General features: G+C 63.6%; 14 protein-coding genes. 11 read left to right on the top strand and 3 right to left on the bottom strand.

Going from position 1 to position 15,349, the window contains the following annotated elements; all coding sequences use genetic code 11:
- The first annotated feature begins 333 nt into the window (after positions 1-333).
- The 9 genes from NRS07_RS12910 (at position 334) to clpB (ending at position 10,062) form a co-directional block, all read left to right on the top strand.
- On the top strand, positions 334-780 hold the full coding sequence (locus NRS07_RS12910; protein ID WP_259207499.1) for a hypothetical protein: 447 nt from the start codon (positions 334-336) through the stop codon (positions 778-780).
- Complete coding sequence (locus NRS07_RS12905) at positions 777-2,225, top strand: TolC family protein (RefSeq protein WP_259207497.1); 1,449 nt, start codon at positions 777-779, stop codon at positions 2,223-2,225. Before NRS07_RS12910 ends, NRS07_RS12905 begins: the two co-directional genes overlap by 4 nt.
- 14 nt (positions 2,226-2,239) lie before the next feature.
- The gene (locus NRS07_RS12900; protein WP_259207495.1) at positions 2,240-3,631 is read left to right on the top strand and encodes a multicopper oxidase family protein; all 1,392 of its coding nucleotides are present in this window, start codon (positions 2,240-2,242) and stop codon (positions 3,629-3,631) included.
- An 89-nt stretch (positions 3,632-3,720) separates the two neighbouring features.
- Positions 3,721-4,098, top strand: coding sequence for a copper-binding protein (locus NRS07_RS12895; RefSeq protein ID WP_259207494.1), 378 nt, complete (start codon positions 3,721-3,723; stop codon positions 4,096-4,098).
- A 41-nt stretch (positions 4,099-4,139) separates the two neighbouring features.
- Positions 4,140-4,580: a nuclear transport factor 2 family protein gene (locus tag NRS07_RS12890; protein ID WP_259207490.1), complete on the top strand. Its 441-nt coding sequence runs from the start codon at positions 4,140-4,142 to the stop codon at positions 4,578-4,580.
- Between the two features lie 26 nt (positions 4,581-4,606).
- On the top strand, positions 4,607-4,975 hold the full coding sequence (locus NRS07_RS12885; RefSeq protein ID WP_259207489.1) for a copper resistance CopC family protein: 369 nt from the start codon (positions 4,607-4,609) through the stop codon (positions 4,973-4,975).
- Positions 4,976-5,875: a CopD family protein gene (locus NRS07_RS12880; RefSeq protein WP_259207488.1), complete on the top strand. Its 900-nt coding sequence runs from the start codon at positions 4,976-4,978 to the stop codon at positions 5,873-5,875.
- 62 nt (positions 5,876-5,937) lie between these two features.
- Positions 5,938-7,332, top strand: coding sequence for a hypothetical protein (locus NRS07_RS12875; protein ID WP_259207486.1), 1,395 nt, complete (start codon positions 5,938-5,940; stop codon positions 7,330-7,332).
- Positions 7,333-7,449: 117 nt separating this feature from the next.
- Positions 7,450-10,062, top strand: a complete 2,613-nt coding sequence (clpB, locus tag NRS07_RS12870) for an ATP-dependent chaperone ClpB (RefSeq protein ID WP_259207485.1) — start codon at positions 7,450-7,452, stop codon at positions 10,060-10,062.
- 74 nt (positions 10,063-10,136) lie between these two features.
- Here the strand turns inward: clpB and NRS07_RS20295 are convergent, their stop codons facing one another.
- Positions 10,137-11,012 carry a PEP-CTERM sorting domain-containing protein gene (locus tag NRS07_RS20295; protein ID WP_307729894.1) on the bottom strand — a complete coding sequence of 292 codons (876 nt, stop codon included), beginning with the start codon at positions 11,010-11,012 and terminating at the stop codon, positions 10,137-10,139.
- Positions 11,013-11,381: 369 nt separating this feature from the next.
- Between NRS07_RS20295 and NRS07_RS12860 the strand changes: the two genes are divergently transcribed.
- Entirely contained in the window at positions 11,382-12,518 is a 1,137-nt protein-coding gene (locus tag NRS07_RS12860; RefSeq protein WP_259207484.1) for a 23S rRNA (adenine(2030)-N(6))-methyltransferase RlmJ, read from the top strand.
- A 118-nt stretch (positions 12,519-12,636) separates the two neighbouring features.
- Positions 12,637-13,902: an EAL and HDOD domain-containing protein gene (locus tag NRS07_RS12855; RefSeq protein WP_259207483.1), complete on the top strand. Its 1,266-nt coding sequence runs from the start codon at positions 12,637-12,639 to the stop codon at positions 13,900-13,902.
- A 36-nt stretch (positions 13,903-13,938) separates the two neighbouring features.
- Here NRS07_RS12855 and NRS07_RS12850 read toward each other — a convergent pair whose 3' ends face one another.
- A complete protein-coding gene (locus NRS07_RS12850; protein WP_259207481.1) occupies positions 13,939-14,688 on the bottom strand; it encodes an SAM-dependent methyltransferase in 750 nt (249 codons plus the stop codon).
- Positions 14,689-14,720: 32 nt separating this feature from the next.
- Positions 14,721-15,335, bottom strand: a complete 615-nt coding sequence (locus NRS07_RS12845; protein ID WP_259207479.1) for a Maf family nucleotide pyrophosphatase — start codon at positions 15,333-15,335, stop codon at positions 14,721-14,723.
- Positions 15,336-15,349: the final 14 nt, after the last annotated feature.

Here is a 15,349-nt window from a genome sequence, read left to right as displayed (position 1 = left end):
ACCTGTCCGGATAGCGCGCCGTCGGATGACCAGGGTAGCGATACTGTCCAGGCGAGCGAGCATGGGTCATGCAGCGCCTGCGCCGGATGCAGCGTTGGCGCCCTTGCACCCCTTCAATTGCTGTCTTTTGAGCCAACTTTCGATTGCGCCGAGGTGTATATGACCCTCGGCTCGACGTCTGGCGCTGGTTTCATCCCTGATAGTCTGGAACGTCCCCCTCGGCAGCTCCCAGCCTGATCGTTTTCGGTAGCAACGGCGGGCATATTCGCTCGTATCGGTTGCGCTTTTGTCGCGCATTGTTATTGCGCGCCTCATTTCGATGATGGGATGACCATGTTTTCCAAACGGTTTATGGCCGCCAGTGCGGTCGCGATCACGTCGTTCGCGTCCAGTGCGGGCGAGCCGCCAGCAGCGCTCGCTGCGGCCGACCCGGCTGCCCGGGTTTCCCCGACGCGCTACACATCGGCGTTGTCAAGCTACATGCCCCACAAGGCGCCGGCTGTCTCGCCCGACAAGGTCTGGCGCGAGGCCAATGCCAGGGTTGCCGGCGAAGGCATGCATGGCCATGCGCATGGCGGCCACGGCGCGCCGGCCGAACCGGCCGAGCCGGCAAGATTGGCCAATCCGGACCCGCATGCCGGACACCAGATGAACCACGATAAACAGCCTGCCGCCGCTGTCCGCCCGGCTCCTGCAACCCATGCAAGCGATGCAGCGTCGCACGACCAGCACCAGCACCACCACCAGCACCAGCGCCACGTGCAAGAGGCAAAAAAATGAAGCGCTTCGCTGTCACACGTACCAGCAGGCGCGCTGTCGAACCGGCGCTCAGGAATTGCGCACTGGTGCTGGCCGTATCCGTACTGGCCGGCTGTGCGAGCCTGTCCGACGACGGCGCGGCGCGCGAGGTCTCGACGCTGACCCAGCCGCGTACCGGCTTTGGCGTCGCCCCAGAACGCAACGAGCGCGACGCGCAGGCTGGCAGGGAGCAGGTCGCCCGGCTGTTGTCGGCTCCCCTGACACCGGACGCCGCTGTGCAGATTGCCCTGCTTAACAATCGTGGCCTGCAGACGTCGCTCGCCCAGCTCGGCGTGTCCGAGGCGGACTTCGTCCAGGCCGGCCGTATGCGCAATCCGGGTTTTTCGTTCAGCCGGATGCGCGGGGGCGATGAAGTGGAAATCGAGCGCAGCGTGATGTTCGACCTGATTGGCCTGTTGACCATTCCGCTGCGAAGCGCCATCGAAAGCGGCCGCTTCGAGGGAGCAAAGTTGAGCGCTGCATCCGAGGCAGTGCGCCTGGCTGGCGAAACGCGGCGTGCCTACTTCAATGCGGTCGCCGCTGCCCAGACCGAGAAATTCATGCGCCAGGTAGTGACTTCAGCCGAGGCCGGGGCCCAGCTGGCGCAGGAGCAAGCCAAGGTCGGTAACTGGAGCACTTTGGACCGGGCGCGCGAGCAGGCGTTTTATGCCGAAGCGATGACCCAATATGCCCGTTCCCGCCATGCTGCCACGGCAGCGCGCGAGCGACTGGTCCGTTTGCTCGGTGTGTGGGGGGCGCAGCTCGATGTCAAGCTTCCCGACCGTTTGCCAGACCTGCCGAGTCAGCCAAGTGAAGCCGGCGCGCTCGAGGCGCTTGCCATGGAGCAGAGACTTGACCTGCAGATTGCCAGGCGCGATGTCGAGGCCACCGCCCGATCCCTCGGCCTGACCGAGGCGACCGGATTCATCAACGTCCTCGAAGCTGGCTATGCCAGCAAGAGCAGCACCGGTGCGCCACGCGAAAATGGCTACGAAATCTCGCTCGAGCTGCCCATCTTCGACTGGGGCGGAGCGCGGCGTGCGCGCGCCAGGGCGACCTACATGATGTCGGTCCATCGCACCGCCGATATCGCAATCCGGGCGCGCTCGGAAGTGCGCGAAGCGTATTCGGCCTACCGGACCAGCTACGACGTCGCCAGGCATTATCGCGACGAGGTGGTCCCTCTCAAAAAGCAGATTTCGGAAGAAGTTTTGCTGCGCTACAACGGCATGCTCGCCAGCGTGTTCGAGTTGCTGGCCGACTCGCGCGACCAGGTCAGGAGCGTCAACGGCGCCATCGACGCGCAGCGTGATTTCTGGATTGCAGAGACCGAGCTGCAAGCGGCCATCAATGGCAGCGGCGGGGCGGTGTCGCAGTCGATGGCGCCGGGCGCGAACGCTGGGCCAGCGGCAGCGGCAGAACATTAATTGGGGATTGGATCATGGTTTCACGTAGAGATTTGTTCACCGGCGCCGCGGCGCTGGTCGGGGCAGGGGTGGTGAGCCGGGTCGGCGCCGCCTCCCTTCCGGAAGCAGTCATGGTGCACAGTGCGGCGACGCAGGTGCCGCCGCCGCCGCCCAATGGCCGGCCGTTTCACCCGGTGGTCACGCTCAACGGCTGGTCGCTTCCCTGGCGCATGAACAAGGGGGTAAAAGAATTTCACCTGGTTGCCGAGCCGGTGGTGCGCGAATTCGCGCCTGGCATGAAGGCGAACCTGTGGGGATACAACGGTGCGTCGCCTGGCCCGACGATCGAAGTGGTCGAAGGCGACCGGGTGCGGATATTCGTGACCAACCGCCTGCCCGAGCACACCAGCATCCACTGGCATGGCCAGCGCCTGCCCAATGGGATGGATGGGGTAACCGGCCTGACGCAAAAAGGCATTCAGCCCGGCAAAACGATGGTCTACGAATTCGAGGCCAAGCGCCCTGGCACCTTCATGTATCACCCGCACGCCGACGAAATGGTGCAGATGGCGATGGGGATGATGGGCTTCTGGGTTACCCACCCGAAGAATCCCGACTTCATGAAGGTCGACCGTGACTATGTGTTCCTGCTCGGGAGCTATGACATCGAGCCCGGCAGCTTCGTGCCGAAAACCTCGACCATGCTGGACTTTAACCTGTTCACCTTCAATAGCCGGGTCTTTCCGGGGATCGACACGATGGTCGCGCGTCAGGGCGAGCGCGTGCGCATCCGTGTGGGTAACCTGACGATGACCAATCACCCGATTCACCTGCACGGGCACGAGTTCGAGGTGACCGGCACCGATGGCGGCTGGACCCGGCCGGAGTCGCGCTGGCCGGAAGTGACGACCGACGTCGCCGTCGGCCAGATGCGGGCCATCGAGTTCGTCGCCAGCGACCTGGGCGACTGGGCCTTCCACTGCCATAAGTCGCACCACACGATGAACGCGATGGGGCACGACGTTCCCAACATGATCGGCGTAGCCCAGAGCGAGGCGGCCAAGAAGATCATGTCGATCATCCCCGACTACATGGCCATGGGCTCGACCGGCGGCTCGATGGGCGAGATGGAGATGCCACTGCCTGACAACACGCTGCCGATGATGGGCGGACAAGGCCCGTTCGGAGGCGTCGAGATGGGCGGCATGTTCACCATCATGAAGGTACGCAAGGACCAGAAGCGGGGCGATTACAGCGATCCCGGCTGGTACAAGCATCCTGCGGGGACCGTCGCCTACGAATGGACCGGCGCGCCCCTGGAAGCAGTCAGGAACACTTCAAGCGGCGGCCAGTCCATGCCTGCGGCGGCACCGGCGCGCAAGGTCGAATTCAATGTTCGCAAGCCTTCCGGTCATTCCGGGCATTGACCCGCACGCGGGTAAGAAAAGCGGAAATACCAACCTGGCCGGCAGACACGCAGTGACTGCCGCTCACAACCTGAAAAAGAAAGCATTCCATGAAAATCGGATACATCGTCACCGGCGTCGCTGCCGCCAGCTTCGCACTGGCCGCGGTCAACAGCGCACTGGCCCAATCGCATGAGCACGGCGCTCACGCGGCTAGCGGCGCTGCCGCTCAGAAAACGGCCATGTCGGAAGGTGAAATCAAGAAAGTAGACAAGGACACCAAACGCCTCACCATCAAACACGGTCCACTCGAGAACCTGGGCATGCCGGGCATGACGATGGTGTTCGGTGTGAAGGATGCATCAGTGCTCGATACGCTCAAAACTGGTGACAAGATCAAATTCTTCGCCGACAAGATCGAGGGACGATATGTCGTCACGCAGCTTGCAGTGCAGGAGCCGTCAGCGGCGCCGCACGCCGGACATTGACAACAAAGATGTGTCGCGCTATCCACAATCACGATCGACCCATGAGGAAATCCATGCGCCATATACTGTTTGCCCTCGCCATCTCGGCAACCTCGCTCCAGGCAGGCGCCGCTACTGCGCTCGACACCGTTGCAAGCTTCCATGAGGCGCTGGCGGCCGGGAAGGCTGATGCGGCCAGCATCTTCCTGTCCCCGACCGTCCAGATCTACGAATCGGGTCACGTCGAGCGCTCACGTGATGAATACGCCGGTCACCATCTGCCTGCCGACATGGCCTTTGCCAGGGCGACTGGCCAAACCGTGTTGCGCCAGAACGAGAAGGTCGAAGGCAATGTCGCCATCGTGACACGTGAAACCGAGACGAAAGGCAGTTTTAAGGGGGCCAAGGTGCATGCCTTCGGTACGGAGACGGTTGTGCTGGAAAAGCAGGGCGACAAATGGCTGATCACGCATATTCACTGGTCGTCCCGTAAAGCCAAGTAAGCCGTCAACCAATCTGGAGAACACACATGAGAACCGCTCAACACATCGTGGCCGCATGCATTCTTGCCGCAGCCAGCATTGCAGCCCCGCTCGCGTTCGCGCACGCGAAGCTGACCGCGTCGAACCCGGCGCCCGGCGCCGTCCTGGACACGGCGCCGACCGACATCGTCCTGACCTTTAATGAAAAAGTCGAGCAGGCGTTCAGCAGCGTGACCTTGACCTCTGCCGAGGGCAAGGTGGTCGCGACCGAGAAGGCGAAAGTCGACGCCGCCAACCCGGCCATCGTACGCGTCGCGGCCAGGGGGCTGTCCCCTGGAGCCTATACCGTCAAGTGGGCCGTTGCCGGCCAGGACGGCCATCGCCGTACCGGCATGTTCGCGTTTTCGGTGAAATAAGTGGATAGCGTCTTCGGGCTGCAGCTTGGGTCCGTCGCCGCCTTGAACGCCGCGTTTGCGTGGCTGGCCGGTTCGTGGCTGGCCCGCCGTTGGCTGGTAGTGTCTGGCATCCCGCGCGCGAGCACCGAAACGCAGCTGCGCCCGGCAGACCTGGCCGCCGCTGTCATTGGCGTGTTGGCTACCGCTGCCATGTTGTGGGCGTCGACCGCCGTCATGGGCGGTGTCGATCTGCACGAAGCCAAGGGCCTGGTCTGGCAGATGTTGACCATGACGGGCATCGGACGGGCCGGTTCGATCGCCTTGTTCGCGATCTGCCTGGCACTGCTGATGCGGACACTGCGTTCGACTGCGGCGTGGCGTGAATGGGTCGTGCTGGCAGCCCTGGGCCTGTTCGCGCTGGTACGCGCATCGATGGGACATGCGGGGGAAGACGGATACTGGACCTGGCCGTACCTGGCGCAAGTCGTCCACCTGGCAGCGATGGCCGCATGGACCGGCCTGGTGCTGGTCTCGGCGTGCAAGGCATTCGACGCCCGGCTGGGCGAGGCCGACGTGACCCGGATGGCGCGCTACCTCGACGCGATGTCTGCCGCGGCCATGGCGGCAGTGGCGGCCGTGTTCGCGACCGGAGTGTTCAACGCATGGAGCCGGGTCGGAAACTGGGACAACCTGCTCGGTGATAGCCTTTACGCGAATGCACTGCTGGTGAAGCTCGCTTTGTTGGCGGTCGCACTGGTACTGGGCGGGTATAACAAGTTCATCGGCCTTCCTGTTGCCAGGCGCTCGCTAGCGGGATTGAAGCGGGTCAGGCGAGTCTTGATACTGGAAAGCGTCGTTCTCGCTGGTGTCCTGATCGCGGCAGCTGTCCTGGGTTCGCAGCAGCCTCCTGCGACAATGTAAACAACGCAGGCCGGCACGCCCGGCCTGGTTCGATGAGCAAGCACACGAGGAGCACGAGACAGATGCACAATTCCGATGGCGTGACCGACAGCGCCGCTTGCAAGGTCGACTCGACCAACTTGCCGGCGGAGCAACTCAACACTTCCTGCTTCTGCGGCAGCCTGGACCCGGCCGCACTGAAGTCGGCCTTGTCGGACGGGCTGCACGAAGATCGGCTGTTCGCCATGATCGAGGAGCGTTGCCCTTACGTTTTTTCGGCACGGCCGGTCTTTATTTCTCGTACCCAAGCCGACAGAATCGAGGAAGTCGTCGCTGCGCTCGAGTCGGTCTTTAAATTGCCCGCCTATCGGGAACTGGTACTGGCCGAGGCGCCAGCCATCGCCAGGATAGAAGGAAGCGGTGCCAAGGGGGTATTTTTCGGCATCGACTTCCATCCGGACGGGGACCAGCTCGGACTGATCGAAATCAACACGAATGCCGGTGGCGCGATGCTCAACGCCGCCCTGGCCAGGGCGCAACAGGCCTGCGCCATGGTGGACAGGCAGCGCGCCCAGGCCGTCCTGGCCGCCGCGCACTTCGAAGAAGAGATTGTCGACATGTTCAGGTCGGAATGGGCCTGCGCGCAGCGGGCTGGATCCTTGCAGACCATTGCCATCGTCGACACGCAACCCGAGCAGCAATACCTGTACCCGGAATTTCTGATGTTCCAGCAACTGTTCGCCCGGCACGGCATCGATGCCATCATTGCCGACCCGGCTGAACTGGCATTGTGCGACGGCGCGCTGTGGTGTGGCGAACGCAAGATCGATCTGGTGTACAACCGGCTCACCGATTTCATGCTCGAGGCGCCGGCCTCGCGCGCCTTGCATGACGCGTACTGCAGCGATGCCGTGGTGTTGACTCCGCACCCGCAGGCTCACGCCCTCTACGCCAACAAGCGCAACCTGGCCATCTTGAGTGATGCCAGTGCGCTGCACGGTCTTGGCGTGCCGCAGGCGACGATCGACATATTGCTGGCCAACGTGCCGTTTACCGAGAGCGTCACGGCTGCCAACGCCGACCGGCTGTGGAGCGAGCGCCGCACGCTGTTCTTCAAGCCGGTCGCCGGCTATGGCGGAAGGGCTGCCTACCGCGGCGACAAGCTGACCAAGCGGGTCTGGCAAGAAATTCTGTCGGGCCAGTACATCGCCCAGCGCCTGGTCGCGCCTGGCGCCCGCGTCTCCGGTACGGCAAGCAGTCCGGAAACCCTGAAATTCGACTTGCGCAGCTATGTGTACGACGGCCGGGTCCAGTGGACGGCAGCGCGCGTCTACCAGGGGCAGACCACCAATTTCAGGACACCGGGCGGCGGATTCGCCCCGGTCTACAGCCTGGACGACCATGACGTGGCCGGTGAGCTCGATGCTATGCGCGCGGCGGCAGGCAAGCAAGGCTGCTGTGCCAGCGCGTGCGGCTAGGCACCAAAACGACGCCGTCCCGCGCGATCGGCCGCACACTGCTCCATTGCACATCTTGAAAAGCGCTCGCCCATCCCAACTTTGACTCTTAGTCAAGAACAACGAGGGAGCAAGACCATGCGGCAAGATAAACTGACGACCAAGCTACAGGAAGCGCTGGCCGATGCCCAGAGCCTGGCGGTCGGCAACGACAACCAATACATCGACCCGGTCCACCTGTTGGTGGCCCTGCTCAACCAGGACGACGGCGGCGCCCGTTCGCTGCTGCAGCGCGCCGGGGTCAATGTCGGCGGGCTGACCAATGCGCTGAAGTCGGCGCTCGAGCGCTTGCCGAAGGTCTCGGGCACCGGCGGCGACGTCCAGGTGGGGCGCGAACTGGTCGCGCTGCTGAACCTGGCCGACCGCGAATCGCAAAAACGCGGCGACCAGTTCCTGTCGTCCGAGATGATCCTGCTGGCGCTGGTCGACGACAAGGCCGATGCCGGGCGCCTGGCGCGCGAGCACGGATTGACGCGCAAGGCGCTCGAATCGGCCATTTCCGCGGTGCGCGGCGGCGACTCCGTCAATTCGCAGGATGCCGAGGGTCAGCGCGAAGCGCTGAAGAAATACACGCTCGACCTGACCGAGCGCGCCAGAGCCGGCAAGCTCGACCCGGTGATCGGGCGCGACGACGAGATCCGCCGCGCGATCCAGGTGCTACAGCGCCGTACCAAGAACAACCCGGTGCTGATCGGCGAGCCGGGGGTGGGCAAGACCGCCATCGTCGAAGGCCTGGCCCAGCGCATCGTCAACGGCGAGGTGCCCGATTCGCTCAAGGGCAAGCGCGTGCTCTCGCTCGACATGGCGGCGCTGCTGGCGGGCGCCAAATACCGCGGCGAATTCGAAGAAAGGCTCAAAAGCGTCCTGAAGGAACTGGCGCACGACGAGGGCCAGACCATCGTGTTCATCGACGAAATCCACACGATGGTCGGCGCCGGCAAGGCCGAAGGGGCGATGGACGCCGGCAACATGCTCAAGCCGGCGCTGGCGCGCGGCGAGCTGCACTGTGTCGGCGCGACCACCCTCGACGAATACCGCAAGTATGTCGAAAAGGACGCCGCGCTCGAGCGCCGCTTCCAGAAGATCATTGTCGACGAGCCGAGCGTGGAAGCGACCATCGCCATCTTGCGTGGCCTGCAAGAGAAATACGAGCTGCACCACAAGGTCGAAATCACCGACCCGGCCATCATCGCCGCGGCCGAACTGTCGCATCGGTATATCAGCGACCGCTTCCTGCCGGACAAGGCGATCGACCTGATCGACGAGGCAGCCTCGAAGATCAAGATCGAAATCGATTCCAAGCCCGAAGTGATGGACAAACTCGAACGTCGCCTGATCCAGCTCAAGATCGAACGCGAAGCGGTGCGCCGGGAAACCGACGAAGCCTCGCAGCGCCGCATGGAGCTGATCGGCGAGGAAATCGTGCGCCTGGAGCGCGAGTACAACGACTACGAAGAGATCCTGAAAGCGGAAAAAGCCGCGGTACAGGGCAGCACCCATATCAAGGAAGAGATCGAGCGCCTGCGCTTCCAGATGGAAGAAGCCAAGCGCCAGTCCAACTGGCAGCAGGTCTCCGAGCTGCAGTACGGCCGGCTGCCGGAGCTCGAGGCGCAGCTCAAGCAAGCCGAGGACGCCGCCACCAGCGCCCCGGCCGATGGCCAGGCAGCCAAGCCCAAGCTGCTGCGCACCCAGGTCGGCGCCGAGGAAATCGCCGAAGTGGTCTCGCGCGCCACCGGTATTCCGGTCTCGCGCATGCTGCAGGGCGAACGCGACAAGCTGCTGCACATCGAAGAGAAACTGCACGAGCGCGTGGTCGGACAGGACGAAGCCATCGAAGCGGTGTCCGACGCCATCCGCCGCTCGCGCGCCGGCCTGTCCGATCCGGACCGCCCTTACGGCTCTTTCATGTTCCTGGGGCCTACCGGAGTCGGCAAGACCGAGCTGTGCAAGGCGCTGGCAGCCTTCCTGTTCGATACTGAAGAATCGATGATCCGCATCGACATGAGCGAATTCATGGAGAAGCATTCGGTAGCCCGGCTGATCGGCGCGCCGCCCGGCTATGTCGGCTACGAAGAGGGTGGTTACCTGACCGAGGCGGTACGCCGCAAGCCGTACAGCGTGATCCTGCTCGACGAAATCGAAAAGGCCCACCCCGACGTGTTCAATGTGCTGCTGCAGGTGCTCGATGACGGCCGCATGACCGATGGCCAGGGCCGCACCGTCGACTTCAAGAACACCGTGATCGTCATGACCTCGAACCTGGGCTCGCACAAGATCCAGTCGATGGACAGCGACGAGCCCGAAGTCGTGAAGCTGGCGGTGATGGCCGAAGTGCGTGGGCACTTCCGGCCGGAGTTCGTCAACCGGATAGACGAGATCGTGGTGTTCCACGCACTCGACGAGAAGAACATCGGCGCCATTGCCCGCATCCAGCTGCGTCACCTCGAGCAGCGCCTGGCCAAGATGGAGATGACGCTCGACCTCGACGACGAATCGCTGCAGAAAATCGCCGAAGCCGGCTACGATCCGATCTACGGCGCCCGTCCGCTCAAGCGCGCGATCCAGCAGCAGATCGAGAATCCCTTGTCAAAGGCGATCCTGTCAGGCCAGTTCGGGCCCAAGGATACGATTCCGGTGCGGGTGCGCGCTGGCCAGCTGGTGTTCGAGCGCGGGGTCGAGCTGGCGAAGTAGTATCAAGGTGCGAGCGCTAAACAAAACGGCGCGTCCCGCAGGGGACGCGCCGTTGTTTCAATGAACTTCAGCGATCAGGTACTGGCCTTGCGGTTGCGGCGGCGGGCCACTCCCATCAGCGCCAGGCCCGCGGCGATCATGACGGCCGATGCCGGCTCGGGCACGTCGGTCGACACATCCGGAGTCGCTACCGCGACCGGCACATTGTCTGCCTTGCCTCCGCCGCTGCTGCTACCCGTGCCTGGGGTCGGGATCAAGGCCGGATCAGGGATGATCGGCGCAGGCGCAGGTGCAGGTGCAGGTGCAGGATCAGCCGGAGCAGGCGCAGGTGCTGGGTCAGCCGGAGCAGGTGCAGGAGCCGGATCAGCCGGAGCAGGTGCAGGATCAGCCGGAGCCGGTGCAGGTGCCGGAGCCGGAGCCGGAGCCGGAGCAGGGCTGCTGGCGGCCTGAGCCGGGAAGTCCTTCGACAACAGGCTGCCGACCTTGTTGCCGCGAGTATCGATAAACTGGACTTTCAAGTGCGGCGCCGACAAGTTCGGCGCGCCGTCGAACGTGAATGTGAAGACCATGTTGTCGGCCAGGGCCAGGCCCGCGCCCGAGTAGCACAGGCGCGACTGGCCGTTGGAGTTACCCTTTTCCTTGGAATTCGGGCAGCCGTCTGCGTTGAGTTCAGTGGTATTCATCGTCCAGTTGCCGCCATTGGCCGAGCTCATCTTTACGCCGGAAAAGCTGCCGATGGTCTTGATCGAAAACGCGTCGAGCATGGCCGCCGAAGCCCAGCCGCCGGTGCGGTTCTTGGCATCGATTCGCAGCGTCATCACGTTACCCGTGTAGGTCGAGGTAAATACAACGCCGTCTTGCGTGATCACGCCAGCCGATGCATTGGCCGCGACGACGGTTGCGGCAGAAATCAGCAGACTGCAGACAGCATGGCGAGGCAAGAGGCGCATAAGCACTTTCACGTGTAGGGGAATAGTTTTGACGAATTTGATGAGGCTCATCATCTCAGTTGATTTTCTACGCGTCAACATAAATAAAGATCATTAAGGAAATTCTTGATGTAAAAATGCAACGTTTTTTTGGTAGGCATCTGAAGGCCCGGCCAACTGGTCCCACCCAATCGCGGGCAGTTTTCCCCGGTAGTTCACGGCGGCAGCGCGTTGTAGTGGATAATGACGTCCATTACGCCGCTTGTTTTCATGCGGCCTCGTCTCTTTTCTCAGGAATTCCAGCTTATGTTGAGCTACCGCCACGCCTATCACGCGGGTAACCACGCCGATGTCCTAAAACACTTTGTCCAGGTTCAGTTGCACCTTTATATGAACCAAAAGGACGTGCCGTATACCTATATCGACACCCACTCTGGTGCGGGCGTGTATGCGCTCGACGGTGCACAGGCGAACAAGAATGCGGAATACGCTACCGGTATTGGTGCTTTGTGGAATGCCACACATCTTCCGCCCGCATTGGCACCCTATATCGAACTGGTCAAGGGAATGAATCCGAGCGGCAAGATGCGCTATTACCCGGGTTCGCCTTACGTGGCCGACCAATTGTCGCGCGCCGAAGACCGCCTGCGCCTGTTCGAGTTGCATCCCTCCGACTGCCGTATCCTGGCCCAGAACTTCCGCAAGGTCGAAGAGCACAAGGCGGAGCAGGGCGAACGCGCCCGCGGCCGCCGGGTGCTGATCGAGCATGGCGACGGTTTCCAAAGCCTGAAGAAATTGCTGCCGCCGCCGTCGCGCCGTGCGCTGGTGCTGGTCGATCCGCCCTATGAAATCAAGGACGACTACAAGAAGGTGCGCGAGGCGCTGGATGAAGCGCTCGGGCGCTTCCCGGCCGGCATCTATGCGGTCTGGTATCCAGTGCTGCAGCGCATGGAATCACGCCAGTTCGCCGACCGTCTCAAGCGCCTGCCGGCCAAGGAGTGGCTGAACGTAACCCTGACCGTCTCGACCCCAGGCCCGGACGGTTTCGGCCTGCACAGCAGCGGCATGTTCATCCTGAATCCGCCGTATACGCTGGAGCCATTGCTGCGCGAAACCCTGCCTTACCTGGTGCAGGTACTGGGCAAGGACGCCGGCGCCCGGTTTACCATCGAGACCGGCACCCAGGTGACTGGCGCGGCAGCGCGCATGGCGGCCGATGGCCCGCGGGTTCCTGTGGGTAACGCCCGCCGCGCCAGCCCATTGTCGGGCAAGGGCAGCCTGCGCCTGCCGGGCCAGAGCATGGTGCGCGAAGGCGAGGAAGATCCGCGTACCAAGAGCCAGGCAGGCGGCGCCGCGCCGGCAGCGAGCAAGACCGGCGCGCGCCGCGTGTGGCACCCGGATGGCAGCCAGGGCAAACCACAAGGGCCGGGCAGCGCCGGAGCCACCAGCAAGCGCCCGGTCGCGCCAGCGGGCGCACCCCGTAGCGGCGGCACCCGATCGGGCGGCAAGGGCGGCAGCAGTCGATGATGCACGGTTCGATGTAAAAATGCTAAGGTTGGTGTTTTTGTAGTATAGTTTCCCAGGCCAGTGCCCCCCGCCGGCCTGGCATGCTCATGCGTGCCGAAAACGTTTCCCAGGAGTTTTGATGCATGCCGAATTAGCGGCAGCGGCATCCGTGCCGTCCAACGATTTTTTTCTCGCACGTCAGCCCATCCTCGGCCGTGACCAGCACCTCGTGGCTTTCGAGTTGCTGTTTCGCGCGGCCGGCGAGGACGACGATGCGAAGCTGACCGATAACGCTGCAGCGACGGCGGCGGTGATTTCGTACGCCTCGCAACTCGGCATGGAGCAGGTGGTTGGTGAGCAATTGGCTTATGTCAATGTGGACGAGGTCGTTCTGATGAGCGACTTCGTGCGCTTCCTGCCCTCACACAAAGTTATCCTCGAAATTCTGGAAACCGTCAAGCCGACGCGGCAGTTGCTGGCGCGGATTCTGGAGCTCAAGGAGCTGGGCTTTGCGTTCGCGGTCGACGACGTGGTCGAGCATACTCCCGAGCTCGACCGCCTGGTCGCACTGGTCGATGTCATCAAGGTCGACATCAAGGGTGTGCGGCGCGGCGAGCTGGCCGCTCTGGTGGCCTCGCTCAAGCGTACCGGCAAGAAGCTGCTGGCCGAAAAAGTCGAGACGCTCGACGAATTCAAGCATTGCATGGACCTGGGCTTCGATTATTTCCAGGGCTATTATTTCGCCCGCCCGGTGATCCTGTCGGGCAAGCGGATTACGCCGTCGGAGTTGGCCATCCTGCGCCTGCTCGAGCTGATCGGCTCGAACGCCGACAGCCAGGCGATCGAAACGGCGGTCAAGCGCGACGCCCTGATCAGCCTGAACTTGCTGCGCCTGGTTAATAGCCGCGCGGCGCCGGGGCCGCAGATCGAATCGCTGTCGCAGGCGCTGAGCCAGCTTGGGCGGCGCCAGCTGCAACGCTGGCTGCAAATCCTGCTCTACACCACCGCCGGCGGGGTGGAACTGGCTTCTCCGCTATTGCTGCTGGCCACCACGCGCGGCAAGCTGCTCGAATTGATGACGCTGGCGCTGCGTCCGAACGATGCCGCCGCGGCCGACCGTGCGTTTACGGTCGGGATCATGTCGCTGGCCGATGCCCTGTTTTCGATCCCGATGGGCGACATCCTCGACAATATCGAAGTGGCCGACGACGTGCGCGCCGCATTGCTCGACGGCGAAGGCCAGTTCGGGACCATGCTGCGCATTGCCGGCTTGCTCGAAGCGGCCGACGGCAGCTGCAAGCTTACCAGCGCACTGCGCAAGCTGGGCCTGACGGTGGCGCAGATACGCGAGATCGAGCTGGCGGCGTTCGACTGGGTGCGCGAACTCACGCACGAAGTGCATTGACCATCGGCGCGGCGCGGCAGGCGGGAATCTAGCGTTTCACTGCCCCAAAAACAAGAACACCGTCGGCTTCTTGTGAAAGTCCGGCGCCTTGCCGGCGGCCAGCGCTGATTTCCACTTCGCCGCCGTCATCGTCTGCACCGACTCGCTTGCCAGCGTCAGGTCGGTCGCGACGCAGATCAGGCTGCCCGGCTGGCAGGACGTTGCCAGTGCTTCGAGCATCTGTCCGTTGCGATACGGGGTTTCGATCAGCAACTGCGTCTGCTTTTCGGCGCGCGAGCGCGTTTCCAGTTCGCGGATGCGCTTGGCGCGCAATGCGGCGTCGGTCGGCAGGTAGCCGTTGAAGGCGAAACTCTGACCGTTCAGGCCGCTTGCCATGACAGCCAGCAGCAGCGATGACGGGCCCACCAGCGGCCGCACCGCGATGCCGTGCTGGTGCGCCAGCCGCACCAGGTCGGCGCCCGGATCGGCCACTGCCGGCACCCCGGCTTCGGACACTAGCCCGGCGTCGCGGCCAGCCAGCAGCGGCGCCAGCAGTTGCGCGAGCGCGGCTGGGGGCGTGTTGACGTTCAGTTCGGCGATCTCGATTTCTTGCAGCGCCCTGGCCAGCGGGTGATCGAGCGCGACCAGTTTCAGGAAGGCGCGCGCGGTCTTGGCGTTTTCGGCGACAAAATAATCGAGTCGCGCGGTCAGCGCCTGCACCTGCGTCGGCAGCAGGGCGCAGAGGGCGCCCGGGGCTGCGTCGACGGGGCCAAGGGTATTCGGGATCAGGTAGAGGGTGCCGGGCATGGTTCAGGAAACATTCAGGTGAGGGTAGAAAACTACAGGCCGAACAGGCGCACCCCGGCGCGGCGCAGCATGCCGCTCAGGGCGATCAGCGGCAGACCGGTCAGGGCGGTCGGGTCGTCCGATTCGATCCGTTCGAGCAGGGCAATACCCAGCCCTTCGTTCTTGGCGCTGCCGGCGCAGTCGTAAGGTTGCTCGATGCGCAGGTAGGCATCGAGTTCGGCGTCCGGCAGGTCGCGGAAGTCGACGAACACCTGAACGTTGGCAACTTGCGCCGCGCATTCCGGATCGGCTGCGCGGCTATCCCACAGGCACAGCGCCGTATGGAACACCACGCGCCGTCCGCGCATCAGCTGGAGTTGCTCGAGCGCGCGCCCATGATTGCCTGGCTTGCCGATCTGGAGGCCGTCGAGCGTCGCGACCTGGTCGGAGCCGATCACCAGCGCGCCCGGCGCGTGGATCGCCACGGCCGCGGCTTTTGCCCGCGCCAGGCGCAGTGCGGTTGCCTGCGGCGCCTCGCCAGGCCGGGGCGTTTCGTCGATATCGGGAGCGATCGACTCGAAGGGCAGCTGCAGGCGCGCCAGCAGTTCGCGCCGGTAAGCCGAACCCGATGCAAGAATGAGGCGCGGCGGCGCGGAACTTGGTATCATATGGGACTGTCTGT

Origin of the sequence: Massilia sp. H6, assembly GCF_024802625.1 — a bacterium.
Taxonomy (GTDB): Bacteria; Pseudomonadota; Gammaproteobacteria; order Burkholderiales; family Burkholderiaceae_D; genus Telluria.
This window is presented reverse-complemented; position numbering and strand designations above follow the sequence as displayed.

Excerpts from the sequence above, each read along its gene's own strand:
- NRS07_RS12895 (WP_259207494.1), top strand. The coding sequence starts at position 3,721 with ATGAAAATCGGATACATCGTCACCGGCGTCGCTGCCGCCAGCTTCGCA.
- clpB (WP_259207485.1), top strand. The coding sequence starts at position 7,450 with ATGCGGCAAGATAAACTGACGACCAAGCTACAGGAAGCGCTGGCCGAT.
- NRS07_RS12885 (WP_259207489.1), top strand. The coding sequence starts at position 4,607 with ATGAGAACCGCTCAACACATCGTGGCCGCATGCATTCTTGCCGCAGCC.
- NRS07_RS12875 (WP_259207486.1), top strand. The coding sequence starts at position 5,938 with ATGCACAATTCCGATGGCGTGACCGACAGCGCCGCTTGCAAGGTCGAC.
- NRS07_RS12845 (WP_259207479.1), bottom strand. The coding sequence starts at position 15,335 with ATGATACCAAGTTCCGCGCCGCCGCGCCTCATTCTTGCATCGGGTTCG.
- NRS07_RS12905 (WP_259207497.1), top strand. The coding sequence starts at position 777 with ATGAAGCGCTTCGCTGTCACACGTACCAGCAGGCGCGCTGTCGAACCG.
- NRS07_RS12850 (WP_259207481.1), bottom strand. The coding sequence starts at position 14,688 with ATGCCCGGCACCCTCTACCTGATCCCGAATACCCTTGGCCCCGTCGAC.
- NRS07_RS12860 (WP_259207484.1), top strand. The coding sequence starts at position 11,382 with ATGAACCAAAAGGACGTGCCGTATACCTATATCGACACCCACTCTGGT.
- NRS07_RS12900 (WP_259207495.1), top strand. The coding sequence starts at position 2,240 with ATGGTTTCACGTAGAGATTTGTTCACCGGCGCCGCGGCGCTGGTCGGG.
- NRS07_RS12890 (WP_259207490.1), top strand. The coding sequence starts at position 4,140 with ATGAGGAAATCCATGCGCCATATACTGTTTGCCCTCGCCATCTCGGCA.
- NRS07_RS12910 (WP_259207499.1), top strand. The coding sequence starts at position 334 with ATGTTTTCCAAACGGTTTATGGCCGCCAGTGCGGTCGCGATCACGTCG.
- NRS07_RS20295 (WP_307729894.1), bottom strand. The coding sequence starts at position 11,012 with ATGCGCCTCTTGCCTCGCCATGCTGTCTGCAGTCTGCTGATTTCTGCC.
- NRS07_RS12855 (WP_259207483.1), top strand. The coding sequence starts at position 12,637 with ATGCATGCCGAATTAGCGGCAGCGGCATCCGTGCCGTCCAACGATTTT.